The 16,198-nt window shown below is 64.2% G+C and carries 14 protein-coding genes; 6 read left to right on the forward strand and 8 right to left on the reverse strand.

Annotated features, from left to right (window positions below; translation table 11 throughout):
• Nucleotides 1–235 precede the first annotated feature (235 nt).
• From AR689_RS00685 to AR689_RS00700, 4 genes are all read right to left on the reverse strand, one after another.
• A complete protein-coding gene (locus tag AR689_RS00685; protein ID WP_062065341.1) occupies nt 236–1,000 on the reverse strand; it encodes a maleylpyruvate isomerase family mycothiol-dependent enzyme in 765 nt (254 codons plus the stop codon).
• Nucleotides 1,000–1,824: a fumarylacetoacetate hydrolase family protein gene (locus AR689_RS00690; protein ID WP_062065345.1), complete on the reverse strand. Its 825-nt coding sequence runs from the start codon at nt 1,822–1,824 to the stop codon at nt 1,000–1,002. Before AR689_RS00690 ends, AR689_RS00685 begins: the two co-directional genes overlap by 1 nt.
• Nucleotides 1,821–2,972, reverse strand: coding sequence for a cupin domain-containing protein (locus AR689_RS00695; RefSeq protein ID WP_062065348.1), 1,152 nt, complete (start codon nt 2,970–2,972; stop codon nt 1,821–1,823). The genes AR689_RS00690 and AR689_RS00695 overlap by 4 nt, the downstream gene beginning before the upstream one ends.
• A 199-nt stretch (nt 2,973–3,171) precedes the next feature.
• On the reverse strand, nt 3,172–4,011 hold the full coding sequence (locus AR689_RS00700) for an IclR family transcriptional regulator (RefSeq protein ID WP_062065351.1): 840 nt from the start codon (nt 4,009–4,011) through the stop codon (nt 3,172–3,174).
• A 48-nt stretch (nt 4,012–4,059) separates the two neighbouring features.
• On the opposite strand from AR689_RS00700, the gene AR689_RS00705 reads away from it, so the two are divergent.
• Both AR689_RS00705 and AR689_RS00710 read left to right on the forward strand, forming a co-directional pair.
• Nucleotides 4,060–5,364, forward strand: coding sequence for an MFS transporter (locus tag AR689_RS00705; RefSeq protein WP_062065353.1), 1,305 nt, complete (start codon nt 4,060–4,062; stop codon nt 5,362–5,364).
• Nucleotides 5,357–6,607 (forward strand): FAD-dependent oxidoreductase, encoded by a 1,251-nt coding sequence (locus tag AR689_RS00710; RefSeq protein WP_062065356.1) that lies wholly within the window; start codon nt 5,357–5,359, stop codon nt 6,605–6,607. Before AR689_RS00705 ends, AR689_RS00710 begins: the two co-directional genes overlap by 8 nt.
• Before the next feature lie 98 nt (nt 6,608–6,705).
• On the opposite strand, the gene AR689_RS00715 is transcribed toward AR689_RS00710, so the two are convergent.
• Genes AR689_RS00715 through AR689_RS00725 form a run of 3 tightly spaced genes read right to left on the reverse strand, consistent with a single transcriptional unit; the run spans nt 6,706 to nt 8,735 of the window.
• A complete protein-coding gene (locus AR689_RS00715) occupies nt 6,706–7,473 on the reverse strand; it encodes an SCO1664 family protein (RefSeq protein ID WP_062065372.1) in 768 nt (255 codons plus the stop codon).
• Nucleotides 7,473–8,018: a DUF3090 domain-containing protein gene (locus AR689_RS00720; RefSeq protein WP_062065375.1), complete on the reverse strand. Its 546-nt coding sequence runs from the start codon at nt 8,016–8,018 to the stop codon at nt 7,473–7,475. Before AR689_RS00720 ends, AR689_RS00715 begins: the two co-directional genes overlap by 1 nt.
• 24 nt (nt 8,019–8,042) lie before the next feature.
• Complete coding sequence (locus AR689_RS00725) at nt 8,043–8,735, reverse strand: MSMEG_4193 family putative phosphomutase (RefSeq protein WP_062065378.1); 693 nt, start codon at nt 8,733–8,735, stop codon at nt 8,043–8,045.
• 133 nt (nt 8,736–8,868) lie between these two features.
• On the opposite strand from AR689_RS00725, the gene AR689_RS00730 reads away from it, so the two are divergent.
• On the forward strand, nt 8,869–11,073 hold the full coding sequence (locus tag AR689_RS00730; RefSeq protein WP_062065381.1) for a beta-glucosidase family protein: 2,205 nt from the start codon (nt 8,869–8,871) through the stop codon (nt 11,071–11,073).
• 41 nt (nt 11,074–11,114) lie between these two features.
• On the opposite strand, the gene AR689_RS00735 is transcribed toward AR689_RS00730, so the two are convergent.
• Nucleotides 11,115–12,578, reverse strand: a complete 1,464-nt coding sequence (locus AR689_RS00735) for an MGDG synthase family glycosyltransferase (RefSeq protein ID WP_062065384.1) — start codon at nt 12,576–12,578, stop codon at nt 11,115–11,117.
• 233 nt (nt 12,579–12,811) lie between these two features.
• Here AR689_RS00735 and AR689_RS00740 point away from each other — a divergent pair, with 233 nt between their 5' ends.
• The 3 genes from AR689_RS00740 to AR689_RS00750 are packed head-to-tail and all read left to right on the forward strand — an operon-like array spanning nt 12,812 to nt 16,163.
• Nucleotides 12,812–13,912, forward strand: coding sequence for a ferredoxin reductase (locus AR689_RS00740; protein ID WP_062065387.1), 1,101 nt, complete (start codon nt 12,812–12,814; stop codon nt 13,910–13,912).
• Nucleotides 13,913–13,925: 13 nt separating this feature from the next.
• Entirely contained in the window at nt 13,926–15,077 is a 1,152-nt protein-coding gene (locus AR689_RS00745; protein ID WP_062065391.1) for a fatty acid desaturase family protein, read from the forward strand.
• A gap of 51 nt (nt 15,078–15,128) precedes the next feature.
• Nucleotides 15,129–16,163, forward strand: coding sequence for an AAA family ATPase (locus tag AR689_RS00750; protein ID WP_062065394.1), 1,035 nt, complete (start codon nt 15,129–15,131; stop codon nt 16,161–16,163).
• The last annotated feature ends 35 nt before the right edge of the window (nt 16,164–16,198 follow it).

Here is a 16,198-nt window from a genome sequence, read left to right on the forward strand (position 1 = left end):
ACCTGCCCAGTCCTTTCCCACACTGAGGTGCTGCCTCGCATCAACGCCCTCGCGATACCTCGGATCAGTCGCTGCCGCCCCCTGCTAGTGAGGTTTCCAAGTGCCTCACGAGCTGTGATGACAAGGAACCATCGCCACAAGAATACTTCTTCGGCATCACGAGGCCGAGGGCGTTGTCGGCCGCGATCTCGTCGATGGACCGGCAAGGCAGCAGGGGAACGGTTATCTCACCTGGCTAGATCCATGGTGGGGCAGAAGGCGTGGTCCCTTTCGTGCGGGGGCCGGTTGCTGTGATGCCGGTGGTGCCGCGGCCTGTGGCCCATTCGACGACGGCGGGGAGGGGGCCGGTGATGATTGTGGGGTTGGTGGCGGTGGTGTCGCCGAAGGTGAGGTTGGTGTCGGTTCCGGCAGTGGTGGTGGCTTTGATGAGGAGTCCGGTGTCGGTGCGGCGGGTTTTCCAGGCGCCGGTGATGTCTTTGAGGAGTTGTTCGAGGATTGGGGTTGGGATGTCGTTGAAGGTGGCTCCGTTGTTCAGGTCCACGGCGTGGATCCAGACTTCGCGGGTGCGCATCCAGACTGTTTCGGTGGCTGGGACGGTTCGGCCTTGGGCGGTGCGGACTTCGTTGGTCCAGTTCGCATCGGGCAGGTCGCGCCATTCGACGGAGAGGTGCACGGCGGAGTGGTCGAACAGGTTCCGCAGCGCGATGGGTGAGAGGGTCGCGCCGAAGTTGATTTCGTGGTTCCGTGCTTCGGGGGAGGGGTACATGGGTGTCTCGATACCGGTGGCTGCCCATTCGATGAGCCGGGCGATCGCGCGGGCGTTGTAGCCGACGTGTGCGATGACGTGGCGGCGGGTCCAGTCCGGGAGGAGGGTGTCGCCGTCGAGTTGGGCGTCGGTGAGTTCGTTGAGTTTGCGGGCGAAGAACGCGGTGCCCCGCCGGGCCTGCAGGAGGTTCTCTTGCAGGCCCGGGTCGGTGGTTTGGTCGTGGCGGGCTGCCATTAGGCTTCCTTGACCACGCGGTTGTTCAGCTGTCCCAGGCCCTCGATGGTGGTGACCAGGAGTTGGCCTTCTTGCAGGTACCGTTTGGGGTTCTGGGCGTGGCCGACACCGCCGGGGGTGCCGGTGGCGATCACGTCTCCGGGGTTCAGGGTGATGATGGTGGAGATGTAGGAGACCAGGAATTCGGGGGTGAAGACGAGGTCTCCGGTGGGGGTGGACTGCTGGATTTCCCCGTCCACGGCGGAGGTCATGAGCGGGCCGGCGGTGAATTCGTCGCGGGTGACCAGGGCCGGGCCGAACGGGGTGGAGTTCTCCCAGGTTTTGCCTTGGAGCCATTGGATGGTGCGGAACTGGTAGTCGCGCATGGAGATATCGTTCAGGACCGCGTACCCGGCGATGTGCTCGGCGGCGTGGGTTTCGGGGATGCGGCGGCCGGTTTTGCCGATGATCACGGCGAGTTCTGCTTCCCAGTCCACGGTGTCTGATTCCTGCGGCAGGGCCAGGTCATCGTTCGGGCCGATCAGGGATTCCTGGTATTTGGCGAACAGGGTGGGGTATTCGGGGATTTCCCGGCCCATTTCCTTGATGTGGTTGCGGTAGTTGTGGCCCACGCAGATGATCTTCCCGGGTGCGGGAACGACGGCGGCCAGGTCCGCGCCGTCGGCCGCGTGCGTGGCGCCGTTGGCCGCCTTTGCCTTTTCCTCCCAGGCGGGGTCGGCCAGCAGCGCGCCGACATCGGCGAACCCGGGGATCTCGGTGAGGGTCTGGCCGTCCTGGCGGACGGCTTTCGTTCCAGCGGGAGTGCGGAGGGTGAGGAGTCTCATGCGTTCTTGCGTCCTTCGGTGTAGCTGCGGTTGAAGTTCAGTCGTTCAAAGATGGGGGCGTCGCTGAAACGGAACAGATCAAACTCTGTTGGTGTGACAGCGTTGTTGTCTGCTGTCAGGGACCATTCCTGCCAGGACGGGACCACGAACAGGTCACCCTTAGCCAGCTGCTTGGTTTCGCCGTTCAACACCACGGTGCCGGTGCCTTCGAAGACCTGCCAGACGCTGGAACCAACCTCGCGCAAGGGTTCGGTGGTGGCGCCGGGACGGAGGCGGTGGAACTCGGCCCGGATGGTGGGCATGACGTCCCCGCCGGTGGTGGGGTTGGAGTATCGGATGGCGGCGTGGCCCTGGGACACGGTGGCCGGGTGGCCTTCGTCCTCCAGCAGCAGCTGTTCGCGCAGGGCGGCGTCGGTGTGTTCCCAGCGGTACGCGGCGATGGGGGAGTTGGTGGTGTCATCGAGACCGGAGAGGGGGCGGAGGCCCGGGTGGGCCCAGAGCCGTTCGGAACGGGAAATGTCCGGGGTCGCTTCATCAGTGACGCGTTCGGTGCCGAACTCGAAGAACCCGGCGTCGGCGTAATGCACGAACGGGATGTCGAGGCCGTCGATCCAGGCCATGGGCTGGTCGGTGTCGTTGTGGTGGCCGTGGAAATTCCAGCCCGGGGTGAGCAGGAAATCACCGCGGCGCATCGCCACCGGATCCCCGTTCACCACCGTCCACACACCCTCACCCTCCACCACGAACCGGAACGCGTTCTGGGAATGGCGGTGTTCGGGGGCGACCTCGCGGGGTCCGAGGTACTGGATCGCGGCCCACAACGTCGGCGTCGCATAAGGGGCCCCGGCCAGGCCCGGGTTCGCCAGGGCAATAGCCCGGCGTTCCCCGCCCCGGCCCACCGGAACCAGATCCCCGGCACGGGCAGCCAACGGGTACAGCTCATCCCACCGCCACACATGCGCCACGGCCTTCGGAGTGGGAACCATCGGCATCAAATCACCGATCTCCGTCCACAACGGCACCATGTTCCCGGCAGCGAAATCCTTATACAACTGCTCCAACTGGGCAGCTTCCTCCGCAGTGGGCTCCGGCACAACATGCGCGGCAGCCACAGAATCATGAGTTGGGTTCTCGGCGCTGATGGACACTGGGACTCCTCGATAGGGTGCGAACAGTTTTTGGCGTAGTTCGACCCTATGGATGACCTGCCAGGAGTCAGAGAAGATTCTGCTGTGCAGAATTAAAGGTTGCGTTGTAGGGCCCGCTATGCGCGGAAAGATGCGTGAATAGGGCGCAGAGCGGGCCTCGCAACGCGGAGGTGGTGCGAGGTGAGGCCTCCTAGGTTCCCTAGGCCGGGCTGGCTGGGTTGGCCGTGATGTCCACTTCCAGCTGGCGGCAGGTTGCACGCAAGGCAGCCACCAAACCGGCGTCGAACACTTTACGGAAGCGCGTGGCGGGGGTGGCGACACTGAGTGCGCCAACCACCTGCCCGTGCCGATTGTGGAGCGCCATCCCGAGTGCGCTGACGCCCTCCTCCGTACCCTCGAAGTTGGCCGCGAACCCGTTGCCCCGGATGCTGTCCAGCTCGTGCAGAAAGGCCGGGTAGTCAGAGGCCAGGATGATGTCACCGCCGATCTCCGCATTGTGGCCCCGGAACAGTTGCTCAATCATGCCGGGTTCGAGCTCGGCCAGCATGGCTTTGCCGCCGGACGTCTTGTCAGCCCGCATGACAGTCCCCTGCCTGTCGCCGATCCGGAGAACATTGCTGCCCTCCACGGTGGCGAGGAAGCGGACTTTCGTGCCCACCCGGACCATCAGATTGACCGTCTCATCCAGACGCGCGGACAAGAGCTCCATATGGGGTTGGGCGAGGTCACGCAATTGCCGGGTCCAGCTCAGTCCCGCCGGGCCAGCTCCCATGGCCGGGCCTGGAACGTATCGGCGGTTCTCGTCCTGCACGGCAAAGCCCCGGTACACCAGCATCGCCAGCAGTCGGTGGGCGGTTGAGGGCGCGACGCCAAGCTCTGCCGCGGCGTCCTTGAGGCGGAGCGCGCCGCCATCGCGGAGGAGTTGGAGGAGCTGCAAGGCGTTGTCCACGGCTTCGATGGAATACGTGGGCCGCTTCTGCGCTGGTTTCCGGGTTGAGTCTGGTTTTCGGCTTGGTTGTGATGCTGAGCTGTTCTGCACAACAGAATTATATGGCCCCTCGAGTGCTGTTCATCTGACAGTGGTGGGATGAATCACACACTTCCCGCTGCAGCGTCGCAAGGGTCATCTTCCGGAACCGGCACCGCTGAACTTCCCGCCGGCACCAGCTCTCCGCGGTTCTCCAAACGCTCGGCACTCGCCGTGCTGGTGTGCTGGCTGCTGGTGGTCTTCGACGGCTACGACCTCATTGTGTACGGGACCGTCCAAGCTTCCCTGGTTTCTGAAACCGGCTGGGGCCTGACCAAGGCCACCGCCGGGACCATCGGTTCCATGGCGTTCCTCGGCATGATGATCGGAGCCCTCTTTGCCGGCCGCATGGCCGACTCCTTGGGAAGGCGTAAGACCATCCTCGGATGCGCAGCGGTCTTCTCGATCTTCACCATCCTCTGCGCGTTCGCGCCCAATGCGGCCGTGTTTGGCGCCTTTCGCCTGCTGGCCGGCATAGGACTCGGCGGGCTTGTGCCATCGGCCAACGCCTTGGTGGCCGAACTGGTCCCCACCAAATGGCGGTCCACCATTGCCACGCTCATGATGTCCGGTGTCCCCATCGGTGGATGCCTCGCCGCACTGGTGGGCATCCCGCTCATTCCCGCCTTCGGCTGGCAGGCAATGTTTCTGGTGGCCGTGCTGGCACTGGTCATCGTGGTGCCGCTGGGCTTGAAGTACATTCCGGAGACGCTGACGCCAGGGTCCAAAAAGGGTGGTCAATCCAAGGACTCCGCGGGTTTCCGCAGCCTGCTCCGCGCCCCCTACCTTGGCATCAGCGTCCTCTTTGCCCTTGCCACCATAGCCACCCTGTTCGCTTGGTATGGCCTGGGCACATGGTTGCCCAACCTGATGCAGCTGGCGGGGTACAACCTGGGATCGGCGCTGACCTTCGCACTGGCCCTGAACCTTGGTGCCGTTGCCGGATCGGTCATCACGGCCTGGGCGGGCACGCGTTTCGGACCGATTCCGACGGCGATAGCGGCAGCCGCCGTCGCCGCCGTCGGACTTGCCGTTCTCCTGGTCAGTCCGCCCGTCACTGTGGTCTATCTCGCCCTGGTGCTTGCCGGTGTCGGGACCCACGGCACGCAGTGCCTCATCATCGCTGCCGTCGCCAGCCACTACCCCGACCATTTGCGGGGGACCGCCCTCGGATGGGCGCTGGGCACTGGCCGCATCGGAGCCGTCATAGCACCCCAAGTGGGTGGCTTGTTGCTGGCGGCCGGGCTGGGCGTCAACTCCAACTTCCTCGCATTCGCTGGAGCGGCCGCAATCGCAGCGTTGCTGCTGGCCGGCGTGGCGGTCAAAATCACCACCAAAATCTCCCAAGGAGCAAACAATGTCTGAATACCCGGATTCCACTGACGTTCTGGTTGTGGGAGGTGGCATGGCCGGCCTCGCTGGAGCCTTGGCCCTCCGCGAAAACGGGGCCAACGTCACGCTGGTAGAGCGGGCGCCCGAGTTCGGGGAGGTGGGTGCCGGACTGCAGATGGCACCGAATGCCTCGCGCATTTTGAAGAGATGGGGGCTGCTGGAGAAAGCACTCGACATCGGTGTCCAGCCCAAGCACCTGGTGTTCCGCGATGCCATCACCGGCGAAGAGCTCACGCGTCAGTCGCTCGGCGGGGAGTTTGCCGAACGGTACGGCGCCCCTTACGTGGTGATTCACCGCAGCGACTTGCACCGTGTGCTCCTTGAGGGATGTGAAGCTGCCGGGGTGAAGCTGATCAATGATGTCAAGGTGAACGGCGTGGAAACCGTGAACGGCCGGGGAATAGTGCACACAGAGGCCGGCGTGGATTATGAAGCGGACGTCGTTATTGGCGCCGACGGCCTGAAGTCCATGCTTCGCCCGCTGGTGGCCTCAGATGAACCCGTTTCCTCTGCGTACGTGGCGTACCGGGGAACCGTTCCCATCACATCGGAAACCCCTGCCGCTGACCTCGAAGATGTTGTGGTCTATCTGGGCCCGGACTGCCACCTGGTGCAGTACCCGCTGCGCAAGGGTGAGTTGCTGAACACTGTGGCTGTTTTCAAATCTCCGTCCTTTCAGCGCGGGGAAGAGCAATACGGGGGAGTGGACGAACTGCAGGCCGCCTACAAGGATTGCGTCCCGGCGGTGCAGTCGGCGCTTGCGAACCTCGCCACCGGAATCCGCTGGCCCATGTATGACCGCGATCCGATTGAAAACTGGGTTGCCGGACGCATGGTCCTCATGGGCGATGCCGCCCACCCCATGCTGCAGTACCTCGCGCAAGGCGCTTGCCAGGCACTGGAGGACGCGGCCGTGCTGCAGGACGTGACCGCTGGCACCGTCTTCACAACCGACGGCATCAACCCCGCTGGCTGGGACGAGGCCTTGGCCGCTTTCAACTCCGCCCGCGCCGCACGCACCGCGAGGGTCCAGCGCACCGCCCGCGTCTGGGGTGAATCCTGGCATGTCTCCGGATTGGGCCGGACTCTGCGCAATTTGCTGTTCAAGAGCCGCAAGGATAACGACTTTCAGTACAACGACTGGCTCTATGGTCAAACCGGGGAGGGATTGCCGGCACCGGAGGCGCCCCGGGTTGCCAGCCAGCTGCCAGCCTGACGCTGCGCGCTCAAGCCGCCTGCCGTCGTCGTGCGTTTCTTAAAAGCACGACGGCGGTGGCCGCTGTTTTACATTGGGGGCCAGCTATTCCCACGTCGCTAGAACAGCGGCCAGGGAACTGCCGACATCTCACCGCTCGGAGCCGGAAAGCGCCCCGAGGCGCGCAACCGGGCGCAGCGCGTTGCGAGCGCCTCCATTTCTTCGGCACTGAGCAAGTGGGCCAACTCCCGGCCCAGCCCACCGTCCAACCCTTCGATGACACGATCAATGCCTTCGCGTTCCCCGGTGGTGAGAGGGTCTCCCAACCATCCCCAGAGCACCGTGCGCAGCTTGTGGTCATGGTGGAAGGTCAGCCCATGGTCAACGCCGTGCCGGTGCCCGCCCGTCATGGCAAGAATGTGGTTGCCTTTGCGGTCGGCATTGTTGACCACCGTGTCGAAAACCGCCATGCGTCTGAGCTCTGGCGAGTCTTCGTGAACCAGGGTGACCATCTGTCCGTTCTCATCCTGTCCTTCGAGAACGTGTTTCCAGCCTTCCTCCGGCACATGCTCCGTTGCTACCAAGTCCACGGCGTGTTGGTCGGGGTCTTGCTCCTGCCAAAGCTGCACCATTCCCTCACCCAATGGACCATCGCGCAGCCAGGTGCGGGGCACGATGTCCCAGCCGAAGGCCTGCGAGACCAGATAGGCGGCGACCTCCCGGTGTGCCAACGTGCCATGGGGAAAGTCCCACAGCGGGCTCTCGCCTGCTATGGGTTTGTAGACGACTTGCACATCGCCGATGCTGCCCAGGAATGTAGCGTTGGAGGCCGTGGTGATCCGGCCCGTCAGCGTCAGCTCGGCGGTCAGTAGGTCCGGTGCCGGCATCAGGCGTCGGGAAGGGTGCAGGTGTGCCCGTCGGCGTCTATGGGGAAACCGCAGAGCGGGCAGGTGGGACGACCAGCCCCGACGATTTCACGGGTGCGCTTGGCGAAGGCGCGGGCGGTGCCCACCGGCATTCGCACCAGCAGCATTTCGGGCGCGTTGGAGTGGTCCTCATCCAGGAAATCGTCGTCATCAGCATCGGCGAGGGGGTACGCCTCAACCACAACCTGGGCCGTGGTGGGATCCCAGCCCAAACTCATTGCGCCGGTGCGGAACTGCTCCTCAACGGCCTCAAGGGGATCGTTGTCCACCAACTCAATGGGGGTACTGCTGGGAACGCTGAACGGGTTGCCCGCCACCGTACCGAGCTGGTCCAGCATTGCATCGATCTTCTCCGCGAGCAGAGCAGACTGCTGCTTCTCCAAGGCAATACTCACGATCTGAGTCCCTGCGCGCACCTGCAGATAGAACGTGCGCGACCCCGGAAGGCCAATGGTGCCAACTACAACCCGATCAGGCCAGGCAAACTCGTGAACACGTGTAGGCATGTCTGTATTTTAGGCACATAAGGGTCACGACGCCCTATGTCCTGCGCCCCCGCCCACCGGCGCATCGCCGGAGTGGATGCCGTTTGAGAGCCACGACAGGTCACCCGCGTCGGTGTTGGTGGCATAAACGGTTGGCCGGTTGGCTCCATAGCGCACGATCGACAGGGAAGCGGGGCCCACGCTGAGGCGCTGGAACAGGTCAAGGTGCATTCCGAGCGCATCGGCGAGGATTGACTTGATGATGTCACCGTGACTTACCGCCACCCACACGGCCCCGGACCCATGCTCGGCTTCGAAGGCGGCATCGAGGCGTCGGATCGCTGCCACGGACCGGGCTTGCATCGCGGCCATGGATTCGCCGCCGGGAAAGACGACGGCGGACGGCTGCGATTGCACCACCGACCACAAATCTTCGGAGGCAAGATCACTGAGCGTGCGGCCTTGCCACTGCCCATAATCGCACTCGCTGAGATCGGGCTCCACCGGTGCGTACGGCGTCCCGGCTTGGCGATCGATGATCAGCTGGGCGGTCTGCCGGCAACGCTCCAGAGGGCTGGACACCACCGCTGCTACTGGTACGGCGGCGAGCCGGTCTGCTGCCAGGGCCGCCTGTTCGAGGCCGGTCTGGTCCAGGCTGACACCGGGGGCCCGTCCGGCCAGCACTCCGGTTGCATTGGCCGTGGTGCGTCCGTGCCGCACAAGAATAACTGTTGCCATCCACCAAGCCTAACCAGTAGTCGTTACCCGTGAGACCGCACCCGAACCGGGCGCGCGCACGAAGAGGGTGCAGACTTGGGTTCATGAAGATGGCTGCGGGCTTACGGCACCGCGAAAACAAGAGTCGCACTTGATGGACACCACCACCATGACGGGCAGCGCTTACGACGACGCAGTCCGGGCAGTCCGGGCCGGTGAACTCACCGCGGATGGGGCGGCGAACCAGCTGATCGGCCAGATGACGGACGGGGAGATCCTTGGGTTGCTCGACGGCGACTCGCCCCGGTGGCTGCTCCCGTTCATCCCGGTACTGCTCGGAAGGCGCCCGTTCGTGGCGGGGGCAGTCAGCCGACTCGGCATGCCGGGCCTTCGGTTCAGCGACGGTGGCCGGGGCGTGGTGATCGGCGCGTCCACGGCTTTCCCCGTAACGATTGCGCGGGCAGCCACCTGGGATCCAGCGCTGGAGGAACGGGTTGGGCTTGCGATCGGTCTTGAGACCAGGGCAAGGGGAGCAAACTACTCAGCCTCAGTCTGCGTGAACCTGCTTCGCCACCCTGCATGGGGCCGGGCGCAGGAGTGCTACGGCGAGGACCCGGTACTCACCGGCCGGATGGGATCGGCCCTGACGCGGGGCGTTCGCGTGAACACCATGGCGTGCGTGAAGCACTTCGCGCTCAACTCAATGGAGAACGAACGCTTCGAGGTGGACGTTGCGGTGGACGAACACTCCTTGCACGAGGTCTACTTGCCCCACTTCAAAGCGGTAGTGGACGCCGGCGCCGATTCCGTCATGAGTGCGTACAACCGCGTTCGAGGCGAATACATGGACGTCAACCGCGCCCTGCTCACCGACGTGTTAAGGCAGGAGTGGGGTTTCTCCGGGTTCGTGACGAGCGACTGGGTGTTCGGCACCCACGATGCAGTAGCCAGCCTTGAAGCAGGAATGGACGTGGAGATGCCGCTCCGGCTGCTGCGCGCCCGCGAACTGCCAGCCGCGCTGCGTAACGGTGACCTGGCCCGATCCACGGTTCTGCAGTCCGCACACCGCATCCTGCGCACGTGCGTGCAGCATGCCTCAATCCGGCAGGTGGAGGCGCCGAACCTTCACGTCATCGCATCCCAGGCGCACCGGAGTCTTGCCCACCAGGTCGCCGCGGAGTCGATCGTGCTACTGAAAAACGAACCCGTGGGTGCGGCGCCGCTGCTACCACTGGCTCCCACCACCGGACATCTTGCGGTGATCGGTCGACTCGCCGGACGAGCGAACCTCGGCGATCACGGCTCGTCACGTGTCCGGCCTCCTTCCACCGTCTCACCCCTGCAGGGCCTTCGTGAGGCCCTTCCCGGGGTCCGGATCACCACAACAACCGGCCAGAACGTGCGCCGCGCGGCGGCGTTGGCAGCCGCGGCGGAGACGGCGATCGTCGTCGTCGGCCTGGACCAGCACGACGAAGGCGAATCGGTGGTCACCGGCGGTGTGGACGTGGGCGTGCTCGGAAGGACCGTTGGCTCAGGTCCCCTCCGCCGGTTCCTCATCGGAGCGGCGCACCTGGCCGCCCGCTTCGTCCGAGGTGGCGACCGCAGCTCGCTCAACCTGCGCCCCACCGACGAACGGCTCCTTCAGGCGGTGGTCGCCGCGAACCCCCGGACCGTCGTGGTGCTGATCAGCGGCAGCGCGATCCTCACTGAGACATGGCGGGACCGGGTGCCAGCGCTCCTCCTCGCTTGGTACGGCGGTATGGAGGGCGGACGCGCGCTCGCGAGCGTGCTGACCGGCAATGAGGAACCCGGTGGACGGCTGCCTTTTGTGCTGCCAACGGACGCCGCCCATCTGCCGTTCTTCGACTCCGCGGCAAAATCTGTTGTCTATGACGAGCAATGGGGTCAACGCCGGCTCGACGGCGAGGGACACAGTCCCGCGTTTCCCTTCGGGTTCGGCCTGGGCTATACAACCATGGAGCACCGCCTCCTGGAACACACCTTGGACAATACCGGCGGCCATGCGGACGTTCTCGTAACCAACACAGGCGACCGCAAGGGCTCCACCGTGGTTCAGATCTACGCCGCCGATGTGTCCCTCCGCAGACCCGTGTCCCAGCTTCTGGGCTTCCGCAAGGTGACCCTGCAACCCGGTGGTGAGACCACTGTGCGGGTGGTTCTGGATGCAGCCCCTACCTTGCAGCGCGATCCGAGCACTCGGCGTTGGTCTCCCCGTGCGGGGGAGTGGGCCCTGCTCGCCAGCCAACACAGCCCGGACAGTTGGGCGAACGCCGTCCGCTTGCGGCACACAGAGGGTCTGACAGACAAGGACGTCATCACGGACGGCCGGCAGGCCTGATGCTGACTAGGGATCTTGCCCTAGGACCTCTTAAGGTCTCGTTACCCGGGAAGATCGCGGAACGGTTCCGCCGGCCCTTCCACGCGGACAGGCAGTGCATCCTCGCCCCGAAGCATGGCACGGAGCAAGCGACGTTCCTCCCAATGACGCAGCGGGGACGCCTGGCTGCGCCGCAGCACCAACTCTCCATCCGGCGTCGAGTGTCGCTTCTGCAGGTCCGCCACCTCCTCCTCTTGCAGCAGCGCAACCGTGCTGCCCGACACCTGGTCCACCAGACGAACCAAGGAGGAGGGCCCGGTGAGGTCGGTCGCGACAAATCGCTGCTCGCTGGCGGCAAGAATGGTCCTTTGCGCCGCCCGTGTGACCACCAGCGGACGGGACGGCCCGCCCAACAGCTCGCTGAGTACGTTGGCTGCGGCGTCCGGGCGGCCTGTTCTCTGCGCCGCTGCCTGCATCATCTGTAACTTCCCGGGCTCGCGCAGAACCTCATCGATCTTCCAGCCGATGGTTGCGGCTGCGTTGCAGCGGACGGCGGCCCCCTGCTCCATGAGGTAATCGCCGTTGCGTACCTCCTGACCAGGGATCGGGTTCACAAGAACCATGGGGAGCCCTGCAGCCATGCACTCCGACGCCGACAACCCGCCCGGCTTGCCCACGAACAAGTCAGCGCGCTGCAGGAGCTGCGGCATTTCCGTCGTGAAGCCGAGCACGGTGTAGCGCTCGCCAGCCGACGCCACAAGTGCCTCGATGCGCTGCCGCAGAGCGTCGTTGCGTCCGCATACCACTGTGGCCGTGAAATCCGAGCGCATGTGCATCGTTTGCCGCACCACCGAGACAGCGTAGTCGCCACCACTAGCGCCCGCCGAGATGAGTAGCATGGGTGGCTTGGTGGCATCGCGTACTGGCGCCGGGCTGAGCTGTTTCTTAATCGGGATTCCCGTGGCAGCCACTCGGTCGGGAGGAAGACCGAGCGCCATCAGCTCCACCTTTCCTTCCTCCCTGGCCAGAAAGATCTTGTGGAACGCGCCAGTAAGTGACAAGCCTTGGAAGTCGTAGTCGGTGGTCACCACAGCTGTCTTGGCGTCGATCACGCCCCGAAGAAGCAGCGTTGCCAACAACTGGGCCGGCAGGAAATGTGTGCACACGATCGCTGTGGGACGGAACCTTTTGATGGCACTGATCACCGGACTGGAGTTCACCCTCGTCCAGGGGTCAATCGGGCCACGGCGCCGGAATGGCGGGTTGCTGATGTCATAGCCCCACTCGACCAGCCATGGCAGGTCCTCCACCAGGACGAAGTAACCCTTACCCAGCAGAGCGCGGTAGAGAACGCTGCTCACTTGCAGCACGTCCAGCACCTGCACCTCGGCGATGTCCGTGCGTCCGGCACATGCTTGCTGCACTGCCGCTGCCGCGCTGTTATGCCCCGATCCCACGCCTGCGGACAGGATGAGAATGCGCTCTCCGCTGTCGGGGGCTTCGGCTCGGGCCGACATTGTGCGCATGAGGAGAGGCTAGCAGGCTGCACCTCCTTGAGGACTGACGGCTCGTGGCTTTCGGGTTTGCATGGAATCCGGTGGACGTACTACTGTCTTCTGAAACCGCCATGGGGGACATGGGCCCTGAAGGTGGAGCGCGTCGCCGCTGACTATTCCTGGCATTCTGTCGCTTTCCGGTTGGAAAACCCTCCTGGTTCTTCCGCATGTCCGGCAGTGGTTCCGTCCGCGAGGAGTAGTTCATGGTCAGCTTTCGGCCCTTGGCCCGCATCGCGTCGGTCTTGACCACCCCACTGGCGCCCGAGGACTTCCTGGCGCTCGTTAACCCGGTCTCTTCTTCCCGTCAGTTGCGCGGTGTCGTCACTCGGGTAGTCCGTGAAACGGCCCAATCAGCCACGATCTTCTTCCGTCCAGGCCGCGGCTGGCACGCCCACCTCGCCGGTCAGTGGGCGAGGATAGGCGTAGAGCTGAACGGAGTCCGCCAATGGCGTTCCTATTCACTGAGTTCACCAGCCGGCAAGGACCCGGCAATTACCGTCACTGACGTTGGATCCGTGTCAGGAACCCTGGTCCGCGAGACGAAGGTGGGGGATGTCCTTTTCCTGGCTCCGCCCCAGGGCGATTTCGTCCTCCCTGAGCACCCCCGTTCACTGTTGATGCTCACCGCGGGCAGCGGCATCACGCCCGTCATGTCAATGATTCGGACACTCGTCCCCAACCGCCCCGACGCGGACGTTGTCCTGATCCACTCGACCCGCGGGGAAGGCGACAGTATTTTCCGCGAAGAGCTTGCTGAACTTGCTGATCAATTTCCCAACTTCAGGCTGGTGCAATGGCACACCAAGGGTCGTGGCCGGATGAACTTCACGTCCTCTGCCGCTCTGGAAGAAGTTTGCCCGGACTGGCGGGGCAGGGCAGCGTACGCATGCGGCCCCGAGTCCTTTCTGGATGACACCGCCGCTTTGTGGAACCAAGCGGCGCTGGCAGATGCCGCCGCGTCCGGCAAGGAAGCCGGCAGAGGAACCGGGCAGGGCTCGCTCACTATTGAGCGGTTCAGCACCGAGCTCACGGGAGGGGACGCAAGCGCAGGTGGTCTGGTCACGTTCGAATCTTCCGACCGCGAAGTGGTGGCCGATGGCAGCGTCCCCATCCTGGACGTCGGCGAGGACGCGGGGGTGCTGATGCCGAGCGGATGTCGCATGGGCATTTGCCACAGTTGCCTCACACCATTGCTCGCCGGAAGGGTCCGGGATCTGCGCACCGGGGAAATTCACGGAGCGCCGGGGGAACTAATCCAAACGTGTGTCTCGGCAGCAGCCGGGCCCGTCAACCTCGAAATCTGAGGAGTACAACCGCATGTCAATAGTTTCAGCTAAAAGCTCCGCCACCGCCGTCAGGCCCGAGACCCGGCCCGGTGCCCTCGCCCAAGCCGGGAGGCCCACAAAGCGGCCTCCAGCTGCGGCACATTTGAGCGACGAGCAAGTGGCCCAACTGGGCCGTGAGCTCGATGCCCTGCGTGATGGGATCCTTGCCAAGCGAGGCTCCAGCGATGCTGCCTACATCAGGCGCATGATCAAGATTCAACGTGGGTTGGAAATTTCCGGACGTGCCGCGCTGCTGGTGGGCAGGAACAAGGCCGCCTGGTTCACAGGCACAACACTCCTCAGCATGGCCAAAATCCTGGAGAACATGGAACTTGGCCACAATATCCTCCATGGCCAGTGGGACTGGATGCGCGATCCGGACATTCACTCCACCACGTGGGAGTGGGACTTCGTTACCCCTTCGCGTTCGTGGCAGCACACGCACAATGACCTCCACCACCGCTGGACCAACGTGATTGGCAAAGACCGCGACGTCGGCTACAACCTCCTGCGCATGGACCCCGATCAGGAGTGGAAGCCCTTCAACGTGGGCAATCCCCTGTACAACGCCCTGCTGGCGCCTGTCTTCGAATGGGGCATCGCCATTTATGACTTGGAGATCCCGGAGTACAAGGAAGGCCTCAAATCGAAGGAGGCCATGAACAAGGACCTCAAAGCGTTGGGGCGAAAGGCCCTCAAGCAATTCGCCAAAGACTATGCGGCCACTCCGGCCCTGGCCATGGTGTCGGGTTCAGGGAAACAAGCCCTCTACGGCACACTCACTGCCAACGCCGTCCGAAATGTCTGGGCCCACGCCGTGATTTTCTGTGGCCACTTCCCCGAAGGGACGGACACCTTCACCGAGGACATGGTGGAAGGTGAAACCCGAGGCGACTGGTACGTGCGTCAAATGATCGGGTCTGCCAACATCTCCGGGTCACGGTTCATGCACCTCATGACAGGGAACCTGTCGCACCAGATTGAGCACCACCTTTTCCCGGACCTGCCATCCAACCGGTACGCCGAGCTTGCCCCCAAAGTCCGGGAGATCTGCGAACGCTACGGGTTGAAGTACACCACGGGGCCGCTGCTCAAACAGGTGGGCTCTGCATGGGCCAAAGTCTTTAGGCTCGCCCTGCCTTAGTACTGGAGCCCAGCCCCGCCATCGTCGAGAATCCGGTACTACAGTGGACGTATGGCTGCAAGCCGCAATCCGCTCGATGAACTGCGCGAAACCATTGGCCACCTGGCCAGTCAGCTCAAGCTGTCCGGTTCGGAACGTGTCGATGAACTGGTAGGTGACGTCATCGGTGCCAGGCCCGGGCCGGCCCGCCCGCTATCCGAGGTTCAGGCCGAACTTGACGCGCTAGTGGGTCTGGAGACCGTGAAGGAACAGGTCCGGGCCCTTGTGGCATTGCTGCGGGTGCAGGCCCGTCGCAAGGCGCACGGCCTGCCAGAGGTGGCCACATCACAGCATCTGGTGTTCCTCGGCAACCCCGGCACTGGCAAGACGACAGTGGCGCGGCTCCTGGCCGAGATGTATCGTGCGGTCGGGCTGCTCCAGAAGGGACACTTGGTGGAGGTGGACCGTTCGGCTTTGGTGGGGCAGTACGTTGGGGCAACGGCCATCAAGACGGACCGTGTGATCCGGCGTTCGCTGGACGGTGTCCTGTTCATCGACGAGGCCTACGCGTTGGCCCCGGAGGACGGCCGGATGGACTTCGGTCCCGAGGCGATCGAGGTCCTGCTCAAGCGGATGGAGGACCACCGTCACCGTCTGGTGGTGATCGTGGCAGGGTACCCGCGGTTGATGGAGTCCTTTTTGCTGTCCAACCCCGGACTGCGTTCCAGGTTCGCCCGGGAGATCACGTTTCCGGACTACTCCGTCGACGAACTCCAGACGATCTTCCATCGGATGCTGTCCCAGCATGAGTACACGTTGGAGCCGGGTGCGGACCAGATGCTGCTTCGCATCCTCGCCGGGCTCCATGCGGGCGAGGATTCCGGCAATGCACGGTTCGCCCGCACGCTGTTCGAGCAGGCTCTCAACCGCCAGGCTCTGCGCCTCTCGATCGACGAAGAACGAAGTCTCGACACACTCGATCGTGAGACGCTCATGACGCTCACCGGGGACGACATCGTCGAGGCCGCCCTTGCCTTGGGTGAGGAGCCGGAACCAGAACCGACGCCCGAGCCCGAGCGGTCGCGCTGGTGGCGCTGGCTGTTGTGAGCTGGCCGGACTGAGCTGGCCCAACTGAGCGGTTC

It is taken from the genome of Arthrobacter sp. EpRS71, assembly GCF_001512285.1.
GTDB lineage: Bacteria > Actinomycetota > Actinomycetes > Actinomycetales > Micrococcaceae > Arthrobacter.